This is a genomic window from Succinatimonas hippei YIT 12066 (assembly GCF_000188195.1).
Classification (GTDB): Bacteria; Pseudomonadota; Gammaproteobacteria; order Enterobacterales; family Succinivibrionaceae; genus Succinatimonas; species Succinatimonas hippei.
Genome location: NZ_GL831047.1, coordinates 39,205 through 55,078, shown reverse-complemented (window position 1 = coordinate 55,078; position 15,874 = coordinate 39,205). Strand labels below are relative to the sequence as shown.

Here is a 15,874-nt window from a genome sequence, read left to right as displayed (position 1 = left end):
TCAACAAGAGCACTATAACACTCATTTTGTTCACATATTTTGATTATGATCCGTCTAAATGACCTCTTCAATTGCAGCAACTTCACGCATAGGTTTATGCTTGTCGCTTGCGTTTTCATTAACAATGATAACGGCAAGCGTAATAACTTCCTTATCGGTGATTCTTAAACCATACTTCTTTTCCCTGATTTGTTCTTTGGCATCAGCAAGCTTCTCTTGAACATTGTCAGCCCTGCCTATAACCTTAAATTCACAGATATAAAGTCTTCTGTCATCTTCAAAGCATAAATCGCTTCTTCCAAGTGCCGTCTGATACTCAGTATAGGTGTTGTAGCCAAGTAGTTGCAGCATCACTTTATAAACATCACGAAAGGCGTATTCTTTAAAACTTATTACGCTTTCATAGGAAAATTCATTTAAGATTTTGTTGAATTCATCTTTTAGCGCTTTAAAGTCTTTGGTGTTAAGTGCACCCTTTATCGCCTGCTTATAGCTCTCCCTTAAAGCCGTGCCGTCCTTATTCGTTAGTTTCTCAAGCACGATATCGGCAAAAGCTTCCTTTACCTCAAGATTTGGTATGCCGACCATGAGGTCGGGAGCATCAGTATCTTTAATCGTAAAATACCCTGCCTGGTACAAAATGGCAAAGAAAGGAAAGTTCTCATCCTCAATACTTGTTATCGTGGGAGATAATGCCGCGATGTTGGTTCTTTTTATAAACTCAAGATTTAAATAATCGACAAGCTCGGTCTTCTTTACTTTTTTATCAATAAAAGTATTTAGATAATTTACCAAAAGCGACGGCTTCGCCCCACCCGTCTCAAGCCAATAGGGCTTAAAACCGCGCTGTGCGTTTTTAAAAAAGTTTAATATTGACCACGGGTTATAAACATGCCATTCACACTCTTCATCAAATGAATAGCCGTCATAATTATTTTTGAGCTCTTCTAAAATAAGCTCATAGGTATATTTATCAGTCTTTTCTTTTTTGTTTAACGCTTTAGCTGCGTATTCAATGTAGTCTTTAAAATAATTCTCAAGCTCAGCTTGAGTGTAACCGACAATAGCGCCGTAATCAGGATTAAAACTTATGTCTTCAATATTATTGAAGGCGGAGAATATTGAAGTATTTGAATAACGTGTCACTCCAGTGATAAAAATAAAGCGAAATTTGCCTGAATAGGCTTTTATCGTGGAGAAGAAGTTTGATAATACTCTTCTTCTTGATTCAAACTCCTCTTTATCTCCCATCACTGCAGTTAAAGGGGCGTCATATTCATCAATCAACAAAACAAATTTAGTATCGCTTTGTTGTGTTAGAAAAAACTGCAAATAGGTATTGGAGCTATCTGCTAAATCAGTATTTTCCGGTAAATCTTTGCATGCTATTTTTAACTGCGTGAGCAAGGATTGGTCAAAAGACCTTTCCCCTCTCTCTTTTATTATTGAAAAATCTAAATGTATGACTTTATAAGTCGTATCTTTCCATAAGTTTTCAGTGACAATTTTAAGACCTTGAAATTTATCAAGACCGTTTGAGAAAAGCTCATGAAAAGTGCTTACTAATGTCGATTTACCAAATCTGCGCGGACGGGATAGAAAAATCGGAGCATCAAATTGAGCCAATTTAGCGACTAAATCCGTTTTATCAATATAGATTTTGTTTCTTTCACAAAATTCGCTAAATGCTGTAATGCTTAATGGCAGTTTGGAATAATCGATCATAATACCACTTAAAAAATAGTAACTTGTTTATTTATCAAGTTTGACTTCCTCCTCGGTCTAAAGACTGGGGATTCCTACTGCTAAACAACAATAGTGCTAATGTTATTAGCTTCGGCGGGCTCTTGCTGCCGACCTCTTATGAGGTTCGCTTGACAGGCAATCCGGGCAAGTCCTGCCCTTGTTTATGTTGATTTAATGTCTTTGTAAATACAGACTTGGTTTTTGTCTGAATTTGTGAGACTTTATCTGACAGCAGTATAGCATATGCCTTATATCTCCGTTCTGAAGAACAGAGTTTTAGCTGCTGAACTTTTTTGATAAAAAAAATCCTCAGCGGGAGATGACAAACTGAGGATTAAAAGCTGAAATTTAATTTTTAATATCTGCTAATTTTTAAACATCTTGCCAAGCATTCCTTTATACAAAGGAGAGAGCAAAGATATCACCGACAGCACGAGGAAGACGGCACAAATCGGATTGGTGGCGAAAATGGACAAACTGCCGTCGCTCATCATCAATGAACCCGTAAAGTTCTGCTCGGCAAGCGAGCCTAAAATAATGCCGATAATTACCCCCGGAACGCCCATACCTATCTTATACATGAAATATCCGACAATACCTGCGGCAAACATAATAAGTACGTCGTTCATGGAGTTATTGTAAGAATAGGTACCGATTATCGCCATAATGGTAATAATCGGCAGCAGGATGATGCGCGGAATATTAACTACCTTGACGAACAGGCGGATTAAAGAAAATCCCATAATGCCCATCACGATATTAGCCGCCATCATGCCGATAAATATTGCATATACATCAGGAGCATGGTCAACAAAGAGCAAAGGTCCGGGCTGCATGCCGTGTACCATCAGGGCTCCCAAGATAATTGCAGTGGCACCGTCTCCCGGAATACCCAGGGTCAATACCGGAATAAAAGCTCCGCCGACAATCGAGTTGTTTCCTGATTCTGAAGCGGCAATTCCGCGCGGATCGCCTTTGCCGAACTGTGACTTATCTTTAGCCCAGCGTTTGGCCTGGTCATAGGATATCCAGGAAGAAATATCACCGCCCGTTCCCGGTACGCAGCCGATAAAAGTGCCGATACAGGAAGAGCGCAGCAAAGTCGACAATGTTAATTTAAAATCAGCCCAAGTGGGTAATACGTTGTCAATCTTGATGTTCTGCTTTTTCTGCTCGTTTTTATATGCATCCTCGACATTGACGAACACCTGAGTCAACGCGAACAATCCTATCAATATCGGCATGAAAGATACACCGCCTGACAGATACAAAGTACCCAGAGTGAATCTCTCAAGACCCGACATGGCGTCAAGACCGATAGTAGCAATGAACAAGCCGATTAAGCAGCTTACCAGCCCCTTTAAAATTGAGCCTGATGACACCGACGTTATCATGCTGATGCCGAATACAGCAAGAGCAAAATACTCAGGCTTGCTGAACTGCAATGCTACCTTGGCCAGCATCGGAGCGAATAAAACCAAACAAACGGTAGAAAATACGCCGCCGAAAGTCGAAGCCATAGTCGAAATGGATAACGCCCGCCCCGGCTGCCCGTTAATCATCGCCATCGGATAGCCGTCAAGCGTAGTAGCCGCCGATGCCGGAGTTCCCGGCGTACGCAGCAATATAGCCGTAATTGAGCCTCCGTAAATTGCACCGCAGTAAATGCCGAGCAGCATCACGATACCGCTCATACCGCCGACACTGAAAGTTATCGGGAACAGCAAAGCAAGTCCCATGTTGACGCTAAGTCCCGGCATAGCACCGATAAAAATGCCTACCGCCGTTCCCGCAAGCAGCAAACCTACATTCTCAAAGGTTGCTAAAATGGCAATTGCCTCTAATACCGCATCCATAGCCCTACTCCATAAAAACGGAAACCGGCATGGCAATATGCAGCAGCATGCCGAACACTACATAAATTATTGCTAAAAACGCCAGTGAAGCCGTAAGCATGGTGGCCAGTCGTTTCGCTCCCAAAAGCTTCATCGCCGCGCACATGAATAAGAATGTAGCCGCATAAAAACCTACAAGATAGATAAGAATTATGTAACCCAAGGTCAGCAGCATCATTTTATAGACACCGATATTTTCAGCTGCTGCTAATACGATTTTTTCTTTGCCGTAATTCTCTCTATGCTTAACCGTATCAAAAACAATCAACAAGGCTACCAAAATAAGCCCCACCGCCAAGATAAACGGCCAAAATCCGGGCCCCGGCCCGAACACGGTCATCTCAATGCCGTAGCCGTATGACGTCCACGCTATGGCGCCTCCGATAATAAATGTCAATATCGCAACGATATAATTACAAACCTGCATTGTCGTCATATAAAATACCTCGCGCGGACGTCTTTACTGCTTTATTTAGCCATGATTTGCTTCATGAACTCGCCGTACATGGCAAAGTCTTCTTCCATCATCTTATCGGCGTCTACTCCGACAATTGAGGTCGGGTCAATGCCCTGCTTTAAGAAGTACTCGGCATATTCCGGAGTTGAAGAAACACGCTTGGCTGAATCACGCAAAATCTTCAAAGCTTCCTCCGGAGTCCCCTTAGGAGCAACTAAAGTTGCCCAGGCACGGATAGTCATGTCATGACCTAATTCCTTAAAAGTCGGAACATCCGGGAACATCTTAGTGCGCTCAGCTGCCATTACGGCTAAAATCTTCAAGTTGCCGGCTTCAATCTGGCTCTTAAATGACGACGGGTCGGCCAAGGTGCCGTTGATGTGCTTGCCGGCCATGGCTGCGGCAATGTCTGCCGTTCCCTTCGGATAAGGAATGTGCTTAACCTTAACGCCGAACTCTTTTTCAAAAGCTAAGGTTGCTATATGCCAAATGGCTCCGACACCGGAATTGCCCATCATGATTTCGCCCGGATGCTCTTTGACGTATGCCACGAACTCATCAAGTGAATTATAAGGAGCATCAGCAGGAACAATTAAAGCTGCAGGAGCGGCAATCGGAGCGATGACGGAATCAAACTGGTCATAAGTCAGCTTGGTCTTGCCCTGATGCGGGAAAATGTCCAACTCTACGGTGACCATACCCAAGGTATAGCCGTCCGGCTTGGCGTTGGCAACATCAACCATACCGACGATGCCGTTGCCGTCCGGCTTGTTCTGCGGTACGAAATTGGCATTACCCAAATCCTGCTGCATCATGGTAATAAGTCCGCGTGCGGTGATATCGGTGCCGCCGCCCGGATTTTTCGGAATAATCACGGTAATGTCTTTATCTTCAGGATATGCTGCATTGGCAGCGCCTGCGGCAAAAACGCTAAGACCGATTGCTACGGCTGCGGACAAAAGCTGAAGTTTTTTCATGGTTTATGTCTCCTTAGTCTATAGTGAACTTGTCAAGCGCAATATTTTTGCGCGAATAGGTATAAGAAATATAAAGAGCATTGTCGTAAGCGCGGATGCACGGATATGAGAACTCACCGGGACCGTCGGCTAATACTGCTTCTTCTTTAAAATTAATGCCGTCTTCTGATGAAAACAGCGTCAGCGGCGTACGGTCAGCCCAATTGCCGCCTACGGGATTGCAGACTAAATAAAGCTTGCCGTTTACATATACGGCATCAAGTCCGCTGTTATTGTTATCCATATTGACAGGATACGGTTTCAAAAAAGTTCTGCCGCCATCGATACTGTCTGCCCTTATAACCTTGCCGTAAGTCGAACGCAAAAGCACATGTACGCCTTTATCATCTTCCCATATCGTAGGCTGAATTACGCCCTTTCCCGAAAATGACTGCTCACTTACTTCTATACCTTTATTTAAAGGTGAAAAGTTTCCTTCTTCCTGATAGGATATTTCCGCGCTCTTTTCCAAAGTACGCAGATTATCATAACTTATATCCAAAAACGCCCGCCACGGACCGTTTTCCAAAGATCCGGGACATAAAATCGCACCGGAGCTGATCCTAACCGGTTTATTGCGCACTGGCCCCCTGCCGCCGATATCACCCGGTACCAATTCCTCAGGCTCAGACCAAGTCAGACCTCTATCGTAAGAGCGCACAATCATGGTTCTCCATGTCGCAATAATATTGCCTACTTTATAAAAAAGAACCAACTCTTCATCACTTACTGCAAAGAGTACCGGATTCCAATGCGCCTCATCTGATCCGGCTATTTTTACAGGCTCGGAAGACTCCCCTGCTTTGGCTCTGCACATGTATATGGAAGTGTCGCTGTTGCCTTCATGAGATCCGGCAAAAAATACGGTAATAATCGTACCGTCATCTAATTTTATTAAATTAGAAGCATGGCACATGTTAAAAGCAATCTTACTTTCCTTAGCGGCCATTACATGAAAATCACGCTTTAACATCAAACTCTGCCTCCGATAACATTAGCCGCATTTTTTAAAATCTGCGCATACTTCAAAACTACCTCATCGGGAAAACGTAAAGACGGACCGGTAATACTTAAAGCTCCTTCCAAATGATTGCTAAGATTAAATACCGGAACGGCAACGCATTTAATGCCGAATTCATGCTCCATATTGTCAATGCTGTAGCCGCGCTGCTTAATTCTCCTTAACTCTTCTTTAAGTAAAACCGGATCGGTTATAGTGTTATCGGTATAAGCAATAAGAGGTTTAGACAAAACCTTAGCTGCATCCTCTTCACTGTAGTTTGCCAACAAAGCCTTGCCTATTCCCGTACAAGTCAAAGGAGCTGTCATACCGATAACCGGCTTTGCCGATACGCTCTGATGAGGGAATGCTCCTTCCAGATACATCACCTTATCTCCGTTAGGAATACCGAAATAAACAACCTCGCCGATTTCATCAGAAATTTTATTGATAACATCCCGCGCTTTGGCCTGACAAGTAAATTGGGCACTGACTTTATGAGCTATTTCTAAAAAACGAATTGATAAACTGTAACGTCTTGATTTCGGATCTTTCTTTACATAACCGAAATGCTCAAACGTCGTCATAATGTCATAAACATTGCTTTTATTAAGATTAAGCTCTTTACTGATTTCAGAAATACCGAAATCTTCTTTATCCCCACAAAGGCAGTCAATAATTTGCAATGCTTTAACTAAGGATTTCTGCAGCATTTCCAACTCCTTATATAACACCTTTAGTCAGCATTAAATTACCATATACTGCAGTTTCTCCGGTAAGAACTATCGCAAAAGCTTTACGGCTTTCAGCATAAAATTCCTGACGCTCATATTCGACCAAATCCGTATTGACTCCGCTTGCTGCAATAATCTCCCGATATACATTCCAAATCGGAACTTGAACACCTCTTTCTACATCACCTTTTGACACCTGCATGACATGACAGGGAGAAGTTAAATGATCAAGCGGAAATAACTTTAGAACTTCACTTAAAAGCTCAGGAATTAAAATACCGTCCTGACGAATGACAAACGCATCTTTTCCCACGCTGTGAGCCGGGAAATTAGCATCGGCAAGAACCAATCTGTCGCCATGTCCCATCTTTGCCATGGCAAAAAGCAGATCCGGACTTATAAGCGATGAAATGCCTTTTAACATTTTAATTCCTAAGTTTTCAAAAGATCCGGGATTGCTCCCGGATCGAATTTATGGAAAGAAAAATTATTTATACATAGGACCGTATGCTTTGCAAGCACGATAATCCTGACCTTCTTTATCCATGCCGTAAGCATTCCAGCATGCCGGACGGAAAATTTTATCCTCAGGAACATTGTGCATACATACCGGTATACGCAGAATCGAACACAAAGTGATTAAATCCGCACCTATATGTCCGTAGCTGATAGCTCCATGGTTGGCACCCCAGTTATTCATTACGTCATAAGCGCTCTTAAACGGACCTTCGCCAACACGCGGAGTAAACCAAGTGCACGGCCAAGTATAATCGGTACGCTTCCACAAAGTATCGGTAACTTCATCCGGAAGTCTTACAGTCCAGCCTTCAACCAGCTGTAAAACAGGACCTACTCCCTTGACGATATTAAGACGAGCCATAGTAACAGGCATTGCCGCTTCGGTTACAAAACGGGATGAGAAACCGCCGCCTCTGAAATAACCGTTATCAGCTGCACACCAAGTGGTAGCTTTAAGGCATTCATCGACATCCTTTTCGGTCATTTCCCAGAACGGCTTGATGCACGGATTTCCGTCTTTATCCGCAGCTTTACCACAGGCATCAAGACAAGCGGCTCCTGAATTAATTAAATGAATAAAGCCGCCGGCCTCTTTAGCTTTTCCTTCAAGTTCATATCCGGTTACACGCTTTACAGCTTCGGCACTCCAATAAGTACGAACATCGGCAAAAATCTGTGCGGTATTGGTTAAGAGCTTATTAAAGAGCATTGTTGCACCGTTTAAACTGTCATTTTCAGTTGCGGTAACAAACGGCTCACGCGCGCCTTCCCAGTCAAAGGAAGAATTGAGCAAAGCTTCTGCAAAATCAGTATTGGGGAAATGATCGGTCCACTGTCTTTGCCCCTGGAAACCGCCTGCAATAGCGTTAAAACCGACGGCCTCTTCTTCTCTTCCTTCAGGCAGATTCGGATTTCCCTGATACAAGTCTTTAATAATGACCATGGACTTGACCACAAACTCAAAGGCCTCTTCCATTTCCTTTTCGGATTTGCGTACAAATTCAGGATTCTTATCAAAACCAATCTTGCACTTTTCTTTAGCCCAAGCTAAAGCACGCTGATATTCATCCTCGTTATAAATATGCTCATTCATGCGGCGAAGAAGTTCAACCTCATCAACCGATTCAACACGCATGCCGAGATATTCTTCAAAGAAATCAATATTAACCATAGAGCCGGCAATACCCATGCAGGTAGCACCGATCTGAAGATAAGATTTACCGCGCATAGTTGCTGCAGCGACAGCCGCACGAGCAAAACGCAAGATCTTCTCCTGAACATCACAGGGGATTGAAGTGTCGTCAGCTTCCTGAACGTCATGACCGTAAATGCCGAATGCAGGTAATCCCTTTTGAGCGTATCCTGCCAGCACGCAAGCCAAATATACGGCGCCCGGGCGTTCGGTTCCGTTAAAACCCCATACACCCTTAATCGTCATCGGATCCATATCCATGGTCTCGGCACCATAGCACCAGCAAGGAGTAACAGTAAGAGTAATATCAACGCCTGCATGTTTGAATTTATCAGCGCATTTTGCAGCTTCGGCTCCGCGGCCTATTGTAGTATCGGCAATAATTACTTTAACCGGCTCACCGTTTGAATAACGTAGATTTTCTGAAATAAGCTTTGCGGCAGCATGAGCCATACCCATAGTTTGCTCTTCAAGGGACTGTCTTACCTGCAAAGGTCCGCGGCGAGCGTCGATAACAGGACGGATACCGATTACGGGATACTCTCCTACATAACGATTAGTAGCCATATAAAGTTCGACTCCTTCATTTAACTTTTAAGATTTATCTCAATTTTGTATCAAGATGCTTAAAGGTGTTAGGTAAAAAAGAACGAAAACTTGAAAAATATTCACTTTTTATAAAATTTAGCTAAAAGCGTGACCAAGCTCTTATTTTTAACCAAGTCTTCATAGTTTTATTAAACAACGGCTTAATGTTCTGTTTTACAAAAATAATTTTCATTATTACCAATCACTGTTCTGTATGAAAAAACAATAATTTTTTCATTAAATAACAAATTACTAATAAATTTCAACAAGATAATTCATATTCAAGCCGCTATTATTAACAATAGATATAATTTTAAATTCTATGCTGTACTTCAAATAATATTTATATATTTCTCTTTATCATAGTTTTGTTGAATATTCACATTTGAGGAGCAGATATGCTGTCCCTGCCTGCCGGAGCTTATGACGAGAACTTCGAACGCGGCTCTCTAACTTTCCCTTTTGATTATCATTTCATCAATAAACGGCATCCGCGTTTTATCATGCCTTTTCACTATCATATCGATCATGAGCTTATACGTATTGTAAAAGGCGGGCTTTCCATAACGCTTAACGAACGCCACTATCATCTTAAAGAAGGAGATTTTCTCTTTATATCGGATGGAGTAGTACACGGCGGACATCCTGATTCCGCAAGCGATATCTACGAATGCGTTGTTTTCAACCTGTCAAAAATCTTCGACACCACCAAACCTAATACCATTGATTTAAAACGTCTTATTACTCATCAAATTCAGCCTAAAGAACTTTTTTATAAAGAAGAAAACTCTAAATTTTCATATTTTATTGATGCCTTTTTTGATATCGTAAAAACCAGAGCCGACGAAAACACGCTTCTGGCACAAGGACTGCTTTTAACCATTCTTGGTAATATTTTCTATTTAAAAGAATTTACGGCCAAAGAAGAACAGATTGCTTCACGATATCTAAAGTATTTAAATAAAACCAACGTGTTGTTTCGCTACATTTTTGATAACTACGATAAAGATATTACTCTTGACGATATGTCGGCAACAGTAAATTTAAATCCTAAATATTTCTGTAAATTTTTTAAAGAGTTAACAGGCAAGCGCCCAATGGACTATTTAAATGCTTTTCGCGTTGACTGCGCTGCCGTAAAACTGCAAACACCTACAGAAAGCATTAATCAGATTGCTTATGCCTGCGGTTTTAAAGATCCGGCTTATTTTACTAAGCTCTTTAAGCGATATAAAAAAATCTCGCCGCGTGATTTTCGAAAATCTTGCCTTAGCCAAAAAGACAGCTCATGATTAAATTTCACTTAATTAATTGCTATAAACTTGAGATTTTTCTTAAATCATAGTTATAAAAACCCAAAAAGTCATTAAACAACAATGACTTTATAGGCAAAATAACTAACACATAAACTAATTAAATTAAATAAAACTCCTCAAAAAACTTAAAAATTGAACTAACTCACATCTTAATTATTTAATTTAATCAATGTGAATTTATTCCAAATTTAAATTCATTTTTTTATACCTGCCCTTTTTATTTTCAACTAAATTAAGCATAGATTCTTTATAGCTTAATATTGTTCTTTTATAAAGAACAATATCTTTTGCGGAGTTTTTATGTCAAATAACATTAGTTTTCCGGGCGGCGCTTGGCCGGTCATGCTGACCCCGTTTACCGCCGACAATAAAGTAGACTATGAGGGACTTAAAGCCCTTACTAACTGGTACATTGATAACGGCTGCTCCGGTCTTTTCTCTGACTGCCAATCAAGCGAAATGTTTTTCCTTTCTAAAGAAGAGCGCATCAATATCGCCAAAACCGTTATTGAAACTGCCGGAGATAAAGTTCCGGTTATCGTTTCGGGACATATCTCCGACTCTATTGAAGACCAAATTGACGAGCTTCAGGCTATAGCAGCATTAAATCCGTCGGCTCTTATCTTTATTACAAATCGTTTTGCCAAAGAAAACGAAAGCAATGAAATCTGGCGTAAAAACTGTGAAACCGTCATGAACGCTTTGCCTGAAGATTTACCTCTGGGCCTCTATGAGTGTCCTTATCCTTATAAGCGTCTTATTGACGAAGATAACCTGAAATGGATTGCCTCTACCGGTCGTTTTTACTTTTTAAAGGATACCTGCTGCGATTTAGATCTTTTGAAAAAACGCGCTCAAATAGTTAAAGGCAGTAATCTTAAGATTTATAACGCCAACACATCTACACTGCTTGATTCATTAAAAGCCGGATGCCACGGATTCTGCGGCGTTATGGCTTCTTTCCAGATGAGCCTTTATGCCTATCTTTGCGATCATATCGATGATAAACAAAGCGAAAAAGTGCAAAATCTTTTAACCATTACTTCGCTTATTGAACGCCAGTATTATCCGGTCAATGCCAAATACTATCTAAAAGTATTTGAAAACTTACCTATCACTACGGTAACGCGTACTAAAGATGACTCGGGATTAACGGAGACGTTCAAAACCGAAGTCAAAGCTCTTAAAGATTTAACTGACGATTACATCCGTACTTTAGGCATATAGTTTCACTTGCCTAAAGACCGGCAATTTTTAAGCATTGTAAACATAAGGATTAAATATGAATCCGTTTAAAGAAAGATTGTTAAAAGGCGAAAAACTTATCGGTTTTGAAGTTGATCTTGCCGAACCGTGCATTTCCGAGATGGTTGCCGCCTGCGGTTTTGATTTCATTTGGGTCGATACAGAACATCAGGCTCAGGATTATGAAACCGTTTTAAATCAGATTATCGCCTGTAAAGCAGGAGGTGCTGCATCTATTGTCAGAGTGCCGCAAAATGAACCTTTTTTAGCCAAACGCGTTTTGGAAATGGGACCTGACGGAATTATATTCCCCAACGTAAATTCTGCTGCTGAATTGAAAAAAGCAATGGATGCCTGCCTTTATCCTCCGTACGGCAAACGCGGATTCGGGCCCAAACGTGCCTGCGGATACGGACGCATTGACTTATTTGACTATATAAAAAGCGCCAATGACGCTATGTGCCGTTTTGCACAGCTTGAACATATTGATGCCATCAACGATTTGGACAATATGTTAAAAGTTGAAGGGTGTGACGGTTTTATAGTAGGTCCGTGTGATTTATCAGGATCTATAGGTTTACTTAATGAGACCAAGCATCCTAAGGTCGTTGCCCTTATGAAGACAGCAATAGAAAAATGCAAAGCCGCCGGTAAGCCTATCGGTGTTGCAGCAGCTTACACCCCTGAGGATGTAAAGTTCTGGTATGACCTCGGGTTCCAATTCCTTTCAGCCGGAACCGATACCGCAGCGATAATTGCACGCGCTCAAGAGCAAGTTGCTGTTATGTCAAAGATTTTTAAACAAAATAATGCATAATGAATATGCATTTTTACTAAGGAGTATTAATATGAAATTTAAGCCTGCAATATTAGCCACTGCCGTTGCTTCTTTCGTAGCATTTTCAGCAACCGCAGCTGATTTTCCGGAAATGGAAATCGCATTGGCACACTCGGCAGCTGCAAGCCATGCTCATAATGATGCAGCCATGCTGTTTAAAAAAGAAGTAGAAGAAGCTACCGGCGGTAAAGTTAAGGTTGAAGTGTATCCGGCCTCTGAGCTTGGAGATCAACCTGCTCTTATCGATCAGTGCGTCACCGGCGGCGATGTTGATATGGTTATTGCTTCTCAATCAAACCTTGCCACTTATTTGCCCAAGATGAACGCATTAAGCGCTCCTTTCCTTTTTAAAGATTACGACCAGGCACACAAAGTAATTGACGACTATATTATGCCTTGGCTCTATGACGACATGGCCGAGAACATGAATGTTCTCCCACTTTCCATGTTTGATTACGGCTTCCGCCATGTAACCACCCAGGATATCGTCGTTACCAAAGCAGATGATCTTAAAGGCGTAAAAATCCGCGTCCCCGGATCAGCAGGACTTCTTGCAACCTTTGACGCTTTAGGTGCCAATACCCAAACCATCGCCTACTCAGAGCTGTATCAATCATTAAAACAGGGTGTGGTTGACGCAGAGGAAAATCCGGTAGCCACAATTCTTGCCGACTCCTACTATGAATGCCAGAACCAGTTGGCATTAACCGGCCACTTCTTTGACATGCAGGCATTAATCATCAATAAAGACGTCTATGATGAAATGACCCCTGAACTTCAAGAAGTGGTTAAAAAAGCCGCTATTGACGCACAGAATCTAACCCGTACCATGATCCCGGGGCAGGAAGCTGAAATTATTGCCAAACTCAAAGAAAACGGCATGAGCGTTAATGATGTTGATAAACAAAGCTTTATTGACAAAATGGGACCTGCCTATGAAAAGATCGCCGAACTTTGCGGTCAAGAAGAACTTGATAATCTCATTAAAGCTATAAAGTAGTTCTTTAAATATGAGTGCGACACTAATGCGTCGCACTTTATTCTTTATAAGAGGATCTTCTTATGATAATGTTTGCCATGTTCGTGGGCGTTCTGGTTACGTTATTTATCGGCGTTACCACTGCAGGCAGTATGGCCTTTATCTCTATAGCCACTTATATCGGTATGGGAGATGCCACGCTTAACAACATGATCCGTCTGCCGTCAAGTATGTATGATCAGGTAAAGGGAATTACATTAATGGCAATTCCTTTCTTCCTTTTGATGGGCAATTTTATGAACCGCGGCGGCGTATCTAAAGATCTGTTCGCTTTTGCCCGTGCCTGTTTAGGTCATCGCTGGGGAGGTTTGGCAAACGCAGCTATCGCATCCTGCATGATCATGTCAGCAATGTCCGGTTCGGCTGCTGCCGTTGCTGCCGGCGTCGGTATGATTGCAATTGCCGAAATGCGCAACACCGGATATCATCAACCGTTTTCATGTGCCGCTATTGCCGCAGGCGGAGGTTTAGGTCCGATAATTCCGCCCAGTATTACCTTAATTTTATTTGCTTCATTAGTACCTGGTACCTCAGTTAATGCTTTATTTTTAGGCGGAGCCATCCCGGGCATTCTTACCGGTCTGTTCTTTATTATCTATGCAAGCTATGAATCCCGTCATTCAAACTTCGGTAAAGTACCAGCAGTTCCGATGAAAGAAAGAGTTCAACTTGGCATTAAAGCTATTTGGGCATTGCTGATTCCGGTTATCGTTTTAGGCGGTATTTTTATAGGCCTATTTACCGCAACCGAAGCAGCAGCTGTTGCCGCTTTTTACTCCATGCTCCTTGGCATGTTTAAATACCGTCAGTTAAAACTTGCAGATTTACCCGGTATTTTCTGGGCTACAGCCAAATCAACCGGACAAATCATGTTCGTTATTGCAACAGCAGCTTTCTTCCAGCACGTATTGCTTAAAACCCGTATTCCGCACATGGTCGTTGAACAGATGGTATCTACCTTCTCATCTATAGCCCCGATACTTATCATGATAATCCTATTGCTTCTACTTATGGGATGCTTTATGGAAGGAACCGCTATTTTGCTCATTACCGTTCCTATTTTCTATCCTTTAGCTCAAGCTTACGACTATCCTACTGTTCAGCTTGCAATTGTCATGTGCATTGCTCTTGCCTGCGGCGTCTTAACCCCTCCTGTCGGACTTAATCTATATGTGATGTCAAGTATCACGGGTGAGAAAATGATGAAAATAGGAAGAGCTGCAGTACCTTTCGTAATCATTATGGTAATAGTAACTTTGATGGTTGCTTTCTTTGAGCCGCTTACCACCTTCCTGCCTCGTGCTCTTGGTTATAACGCATAAAAGGAGGATCGCAAGTGAACGCTTATTTCAAATTTGAAGATATTGCAGGAAAAATAACCCGCGGCCTTGCCGGCTTCTGCCTTATGGTAGTATTTGTACTGTTTTTATTGAATATTTCAACACGTGCATCTTTTATTACATGGAACCCGACATGGATTGATGAAGTAATTCAATTCTTCCTTGTCTGGATGATCTTCCTTGCCGCCGCTGAGCTGGTGCGCACGGGAGAGCATTTCCTTGTCGATATTATCACGGATAAACTGCACGGAACAGCTTCAGGACGCATTTGCAGACTGATTGCCACCGCAATCATGCTGGTTACGTACATAATTATTTTATATTTCGGTATTAAATTATGTATACGTTCCAACATCAAGGTAACTTTCACATTACCGCACGTCGTTAAAATGTCATGGTTCTATCTGTGCATTCCTGTTGCAACCTTTTTCATGGTTATCTATGCAATTCGTGATTTTTACTATGCCATTGCCGACGTTATCACCGGAGGAAAGATCACTGTGAAACTTGACGAAATGAAAGCAAAGGCAAAAGCCGAGGATGAGGATGCAATTGCAATTGAAAAGGCAAAAGAAGCATTAAAACAACAAGAAAACCAATAAATTTCTAAAAACTTAGGGACCGGGCAATTGCCCGGTTTTTTGTCAATTTCCAATCTCTGCAATTGCCGCCACTTCACGCACAGCTTCGTGCGTCTCATCCTTGTTTTCATTGATGATAATTGCAAACGTAATGACTTCCTTATCGCTAAGTCTTAATCCGTATCTCTTTTCCCGAATTTGTGCTTTGGCTTCCTCAAGCTTCTCTTTGACGCTGTCAGCCTTGCCTATTACCTTAAATTCACAGATATAAAGCCGCTTCTCAATTTGATATAAAACTTTACTGCCTTTAATCGGTCTTGCGTGTGAAAATATGATGCTTTACTCCCGGTTTTAGTCCAGGATTTTGT

Annotated in this window: 15 protein-coding genes; 6 read left to right on the top strand and 9 right to left on the bottom strand. The window is 41.8% G+C overall.

Features of this window, described 5'->3' with window-relative positions; genetic code table 11:
• Positions 1-54: 54 nt before the first annotated feature.
• From HMPREF9444_RS08100 to HMPREF9444_RS08065, 8 genes are all read right to left on the bottom strand, one after another.
• Complete coding sequence (locus tag HMPREF9444_RS08100; RefSeq protein ID WP_009143933.1) at positions 55-1,725, bottom strand: AAA family ATPase; 1,671 nt, start codon at positions 1,723-1,725, stop codon at positions 55-57.
• 386 nt (positions 1,726-2,111) lie between these two features.
• Positions 2,112-3,602, bottom strand: a complete 1,491-nt coding sequence (locus HMPREF9444_RS08095; protein WP_009143932.1) for a tripartite tricarboxylate transporter permease — start codon at positions 3,600-3,602, stop codon at positions 2,112-2,114.
• Between the two features lie 4 nt (positions 3,603-3,606).
• On the bottom strand, positions 3,607-4,077 hold the full coding sequence (locus tag HMPREF9444_RS08090) for a tripartite tricarboxylate transporter TctB family protein (protein WP_009143931.1): 471 nt from the start codon (positions 4,075-4,077) through the stop codon (positions 3,607-3,609).
• 32 nt (positions 4,078-4,109) lie between these two features.
• Positions 4,110-5,075: a tripartite tricarboxylate transporter substrate binding protein gene (locus HMPREF9444_RS08085; protein ID WP_009143930.1), complete on the bottom strand. Its 966-nt coding sequence runs from the start codon at positions 5,073-5,075 to the stop codon at positions 4,110-4,112.
• Between the two features lie 13 nt (positions 5,076-5,088).
• Positions 5,089-6,087 carry a sialidase family protein gene (locus HMPREF9444_RS08080; protein WP_009143929.1) on the bottom strand — a complete coding sequence of 333 codons (999 nt, stop codon included), beginning with the start codon at positions 6,085-6,087 and terminating at the stop codon, positions 5,089-5,091.
• A complete protein-coding gene (locus tag HMPREF9444_RS08075; RefSeq protein WP_040909427.1) occupies positions 6,087-6,827 on the bottom strand; it encodes an IclR family transcriptional regulator in 741 nt (246 codons plus the stop codon). Before HMPREF9444_RS08075 ends, HMPREF9444_RS08080 begins: the two co-directional genes overlap by 1 nt.
• A gap of 10 nt (positions 6,828-6,837) precedes the next feature.
• The gene (locus tag HMPREF9444_RS08070; protein ID WP_009143927.1) at positions 6,838-7,272 is read right to left on the bottom strand and encodes an RbsD/FucU family protein; all 435 of its coding nucleotides are present in this window, start codon (positions 7,270-7,272) and stop codon (positions 6,838-6,840) included.
• A gap of 63 nt (positions 7,273-7,335) precedes the next feature.
• Complete coding sequence (locus HMPREF9444_RS08065) at positions 7,336-9,126, bottom strand: L-fucose isomerase (protein ID WP_009143926.1); 1,791 nt, start codon at positions 9,124-9,126, stop codon at positions 7,336-7,338.
• Between the two features lie 419 nt (positions 9,127-9,545).
• On the opposite strand from HMPREF9444_RS08065, the gene HMPREF9444_RS08060 reads away from it, so the two are divergent.
• The 6 genes from HMPREF9444_RS08060 to HMPREF9444_RS08035 all read left to right on the top strand — a co-directional run bounded on the left by HMPREF9444_RS08060 (position 9,546) and on the right by HMPREF9444_RS08035 (position 15,527).
• Positions 9,546-10,439, top strand: a complete 894-nt coding sequence (locus HMPREF9444_RS08060; protein WP_009143925.1) for an AraC family transcriptional regulator — start codon at positions 9,546-9,548, stop codon at positions 10,437-10,439.
• A 324-nt stretch (positions 10,440-10,763) separates the two neighbouring features.
• Positions 10,764-11,690, top strand: a complete 927-nt coding sequence (locus HMPREF9444_RS08055; RefSeq protein ID WP_009143924.1) for a dihydrodipicolinate synthase family protein — start codon at positions 10,764-10,766, stop codon at positions 11,688-11,690.
• A 55-nt stretch (positions 11,691-11,745) separates the two neighbouring features.
• Positions 11,746-12,525 (top strand): HpcH/HpaI aldolase family protein, encoded by a 780-nt coding sequence (locus HMPREF9444_RS08050; protein WP_009143923.1) that lies wholly within the window; start codon positions 11,746-11,748, stop codon positions 12,523-12,525.
• A gap of 31 nt (positions 12,526-12,556) precedes the next feature.
• On the top strand, positions 12,557-13,546 hold the full coding sequence (locus HMPREF9444_RS08045) for a TRAP transporter substrate-binding protein (RefSeq protein WP_187363661.1): 990 nt from the start codon (positions 12,557-12,559) through the stop codon (positions 13,544-13,546).
• 62 nt (positions 13,547-13,608) lie between these two features.
• Positions 13,609-14,907: a TRAP transporter large permease gene (locus tag HMPREF9444_RS08040; RefSeq protein WP_009143921.1), complete on the top strand. Its 1,299-nt coding sequence runs from the start codon at positions 13,609-13,611 to the stop codon at positions 14,905-14,907.
• A 14-nt stretch (positions 14,908-14,921) separates the two neighbouring features.
• Positions 14,922-15,527, top strand: coding sequence for a TRAP transporter small permease (locus tag HMPREF9444_RS08035; protein WP_009143920.1), 606 nt, complete (start codon positions 14,922-14,924; stop codon positions 15,525-15,527).
• A 42-nt stretch (positions 15,528-15,569) separates the two neighbouring features.
• Here HMPREF9444_RS08035 and HMPREF9444_RS10840 read toward each other — a convergent pair whose 3' ends face one another.
• Entirely contained in the window at positions 15,570-15,791 is a 222-nt protein-coding gene (locus HMPREF9444_RS10840; RefSeq protein ID WP_267902417.1) for a PD-(D/E)XK nuclease domain-containing protein, read from the bottom strand.
• Between the last annotated feature and the right edge of the window lie 83 nt (positions 15,792-15,874).

Coding starts and splice junctions, on each gene's coding strand:
- HMPREF9444_RS08045 (WP_187363661.1), top strand. CDS start 12,557: ATGAAATTTAAGCCTGCAATATTAGCCACTGCCGTTGCTTCTTTCGTA.
- HMPREF9444_RS08080 (WP_009143929.1), bottom strand. CDS start 6,087: ATGTTAAAGCGTGATTTTCATGTAATGGCCGCTAAGGAAAGTAAGATT.
- HMPREF9444_RS08040 (WP_009143921.1), top strand. CDS start 13,609: ATGATAATGTTTGCCATGTTCGTGGGCGTTCTGGTTACGTTATTTATC.
- HMPREF9444_RS08100 (WP_009143933.1), bottom strand. CDS start 1,725: ATGATCGATTATTCCAAACTGCCATTAAGCATTACAGCATTTAGCGAA.
- HMPREF9444_RS08085 (WP_009143930.1), bottom strand. CDS start 5,075: ATGAAAAAACTTCAGCTTTTGTCCGCAGCCGTAGCAATCGGTCTTAGC.
- HMPREF9444_RS08050 (WP_009143923.1), top strand. CDS start 11,746: ATGAATCCGTTTAAAGAAAGATTGTTAAAAGGCGAAAAACTTATCGGT.
- HMPREF9444_RS08095 (WP_009143932.1), bottom strand. CDS start 3,602: ATGGATGCGGTATTAGAGGCAATTGCCATTTTAGCAACCTTTGAGAAT.
- HMPREF9444_RS08065 (WP_009143926.1), bottom strand. CDS start 9,126: ATGGCTACTAATCGTTATGTAGGAGAGTATCCCGTAATCGGTATCCGT.
- HMPREF9444_RS08075 (WP_040909427.1), bottom strand. CDS start 6,827: ATGCTGCAGAAATCCTTAGTTAAAGCATTGCAAATTATTGACTGCCTT.
- HMPREF9444_RS08055 (WP_009143924.1), top strand. CDS start 10,764: ATGTCAAATAACATTAGTTTTCCGGGCGGCGCTTGGCCGGTCATGCTG.
- HMPREF9444_RS08070 (WP_009143927.1), bottom strand. CDS start 7,272: ATGTTAAAAGGCATTTCATCGCTTATAAGTCCGGATCTGCTTTTTGCC.
- HMPREF9444_RS08090 (WP_009143931.1), bottom strand. CDS start 4,077: ATGACGACAATGCAGGTTTGTAATTATATCGTTGCGATATTGACATTT.
- HMPREF9444_RS08060 (WP_009143925.1), top strand. CDS start 9,546: ATGCTGTCCCTGCCTGCCGGAGCTTATGACGAGAACTTCGAACGCGGC.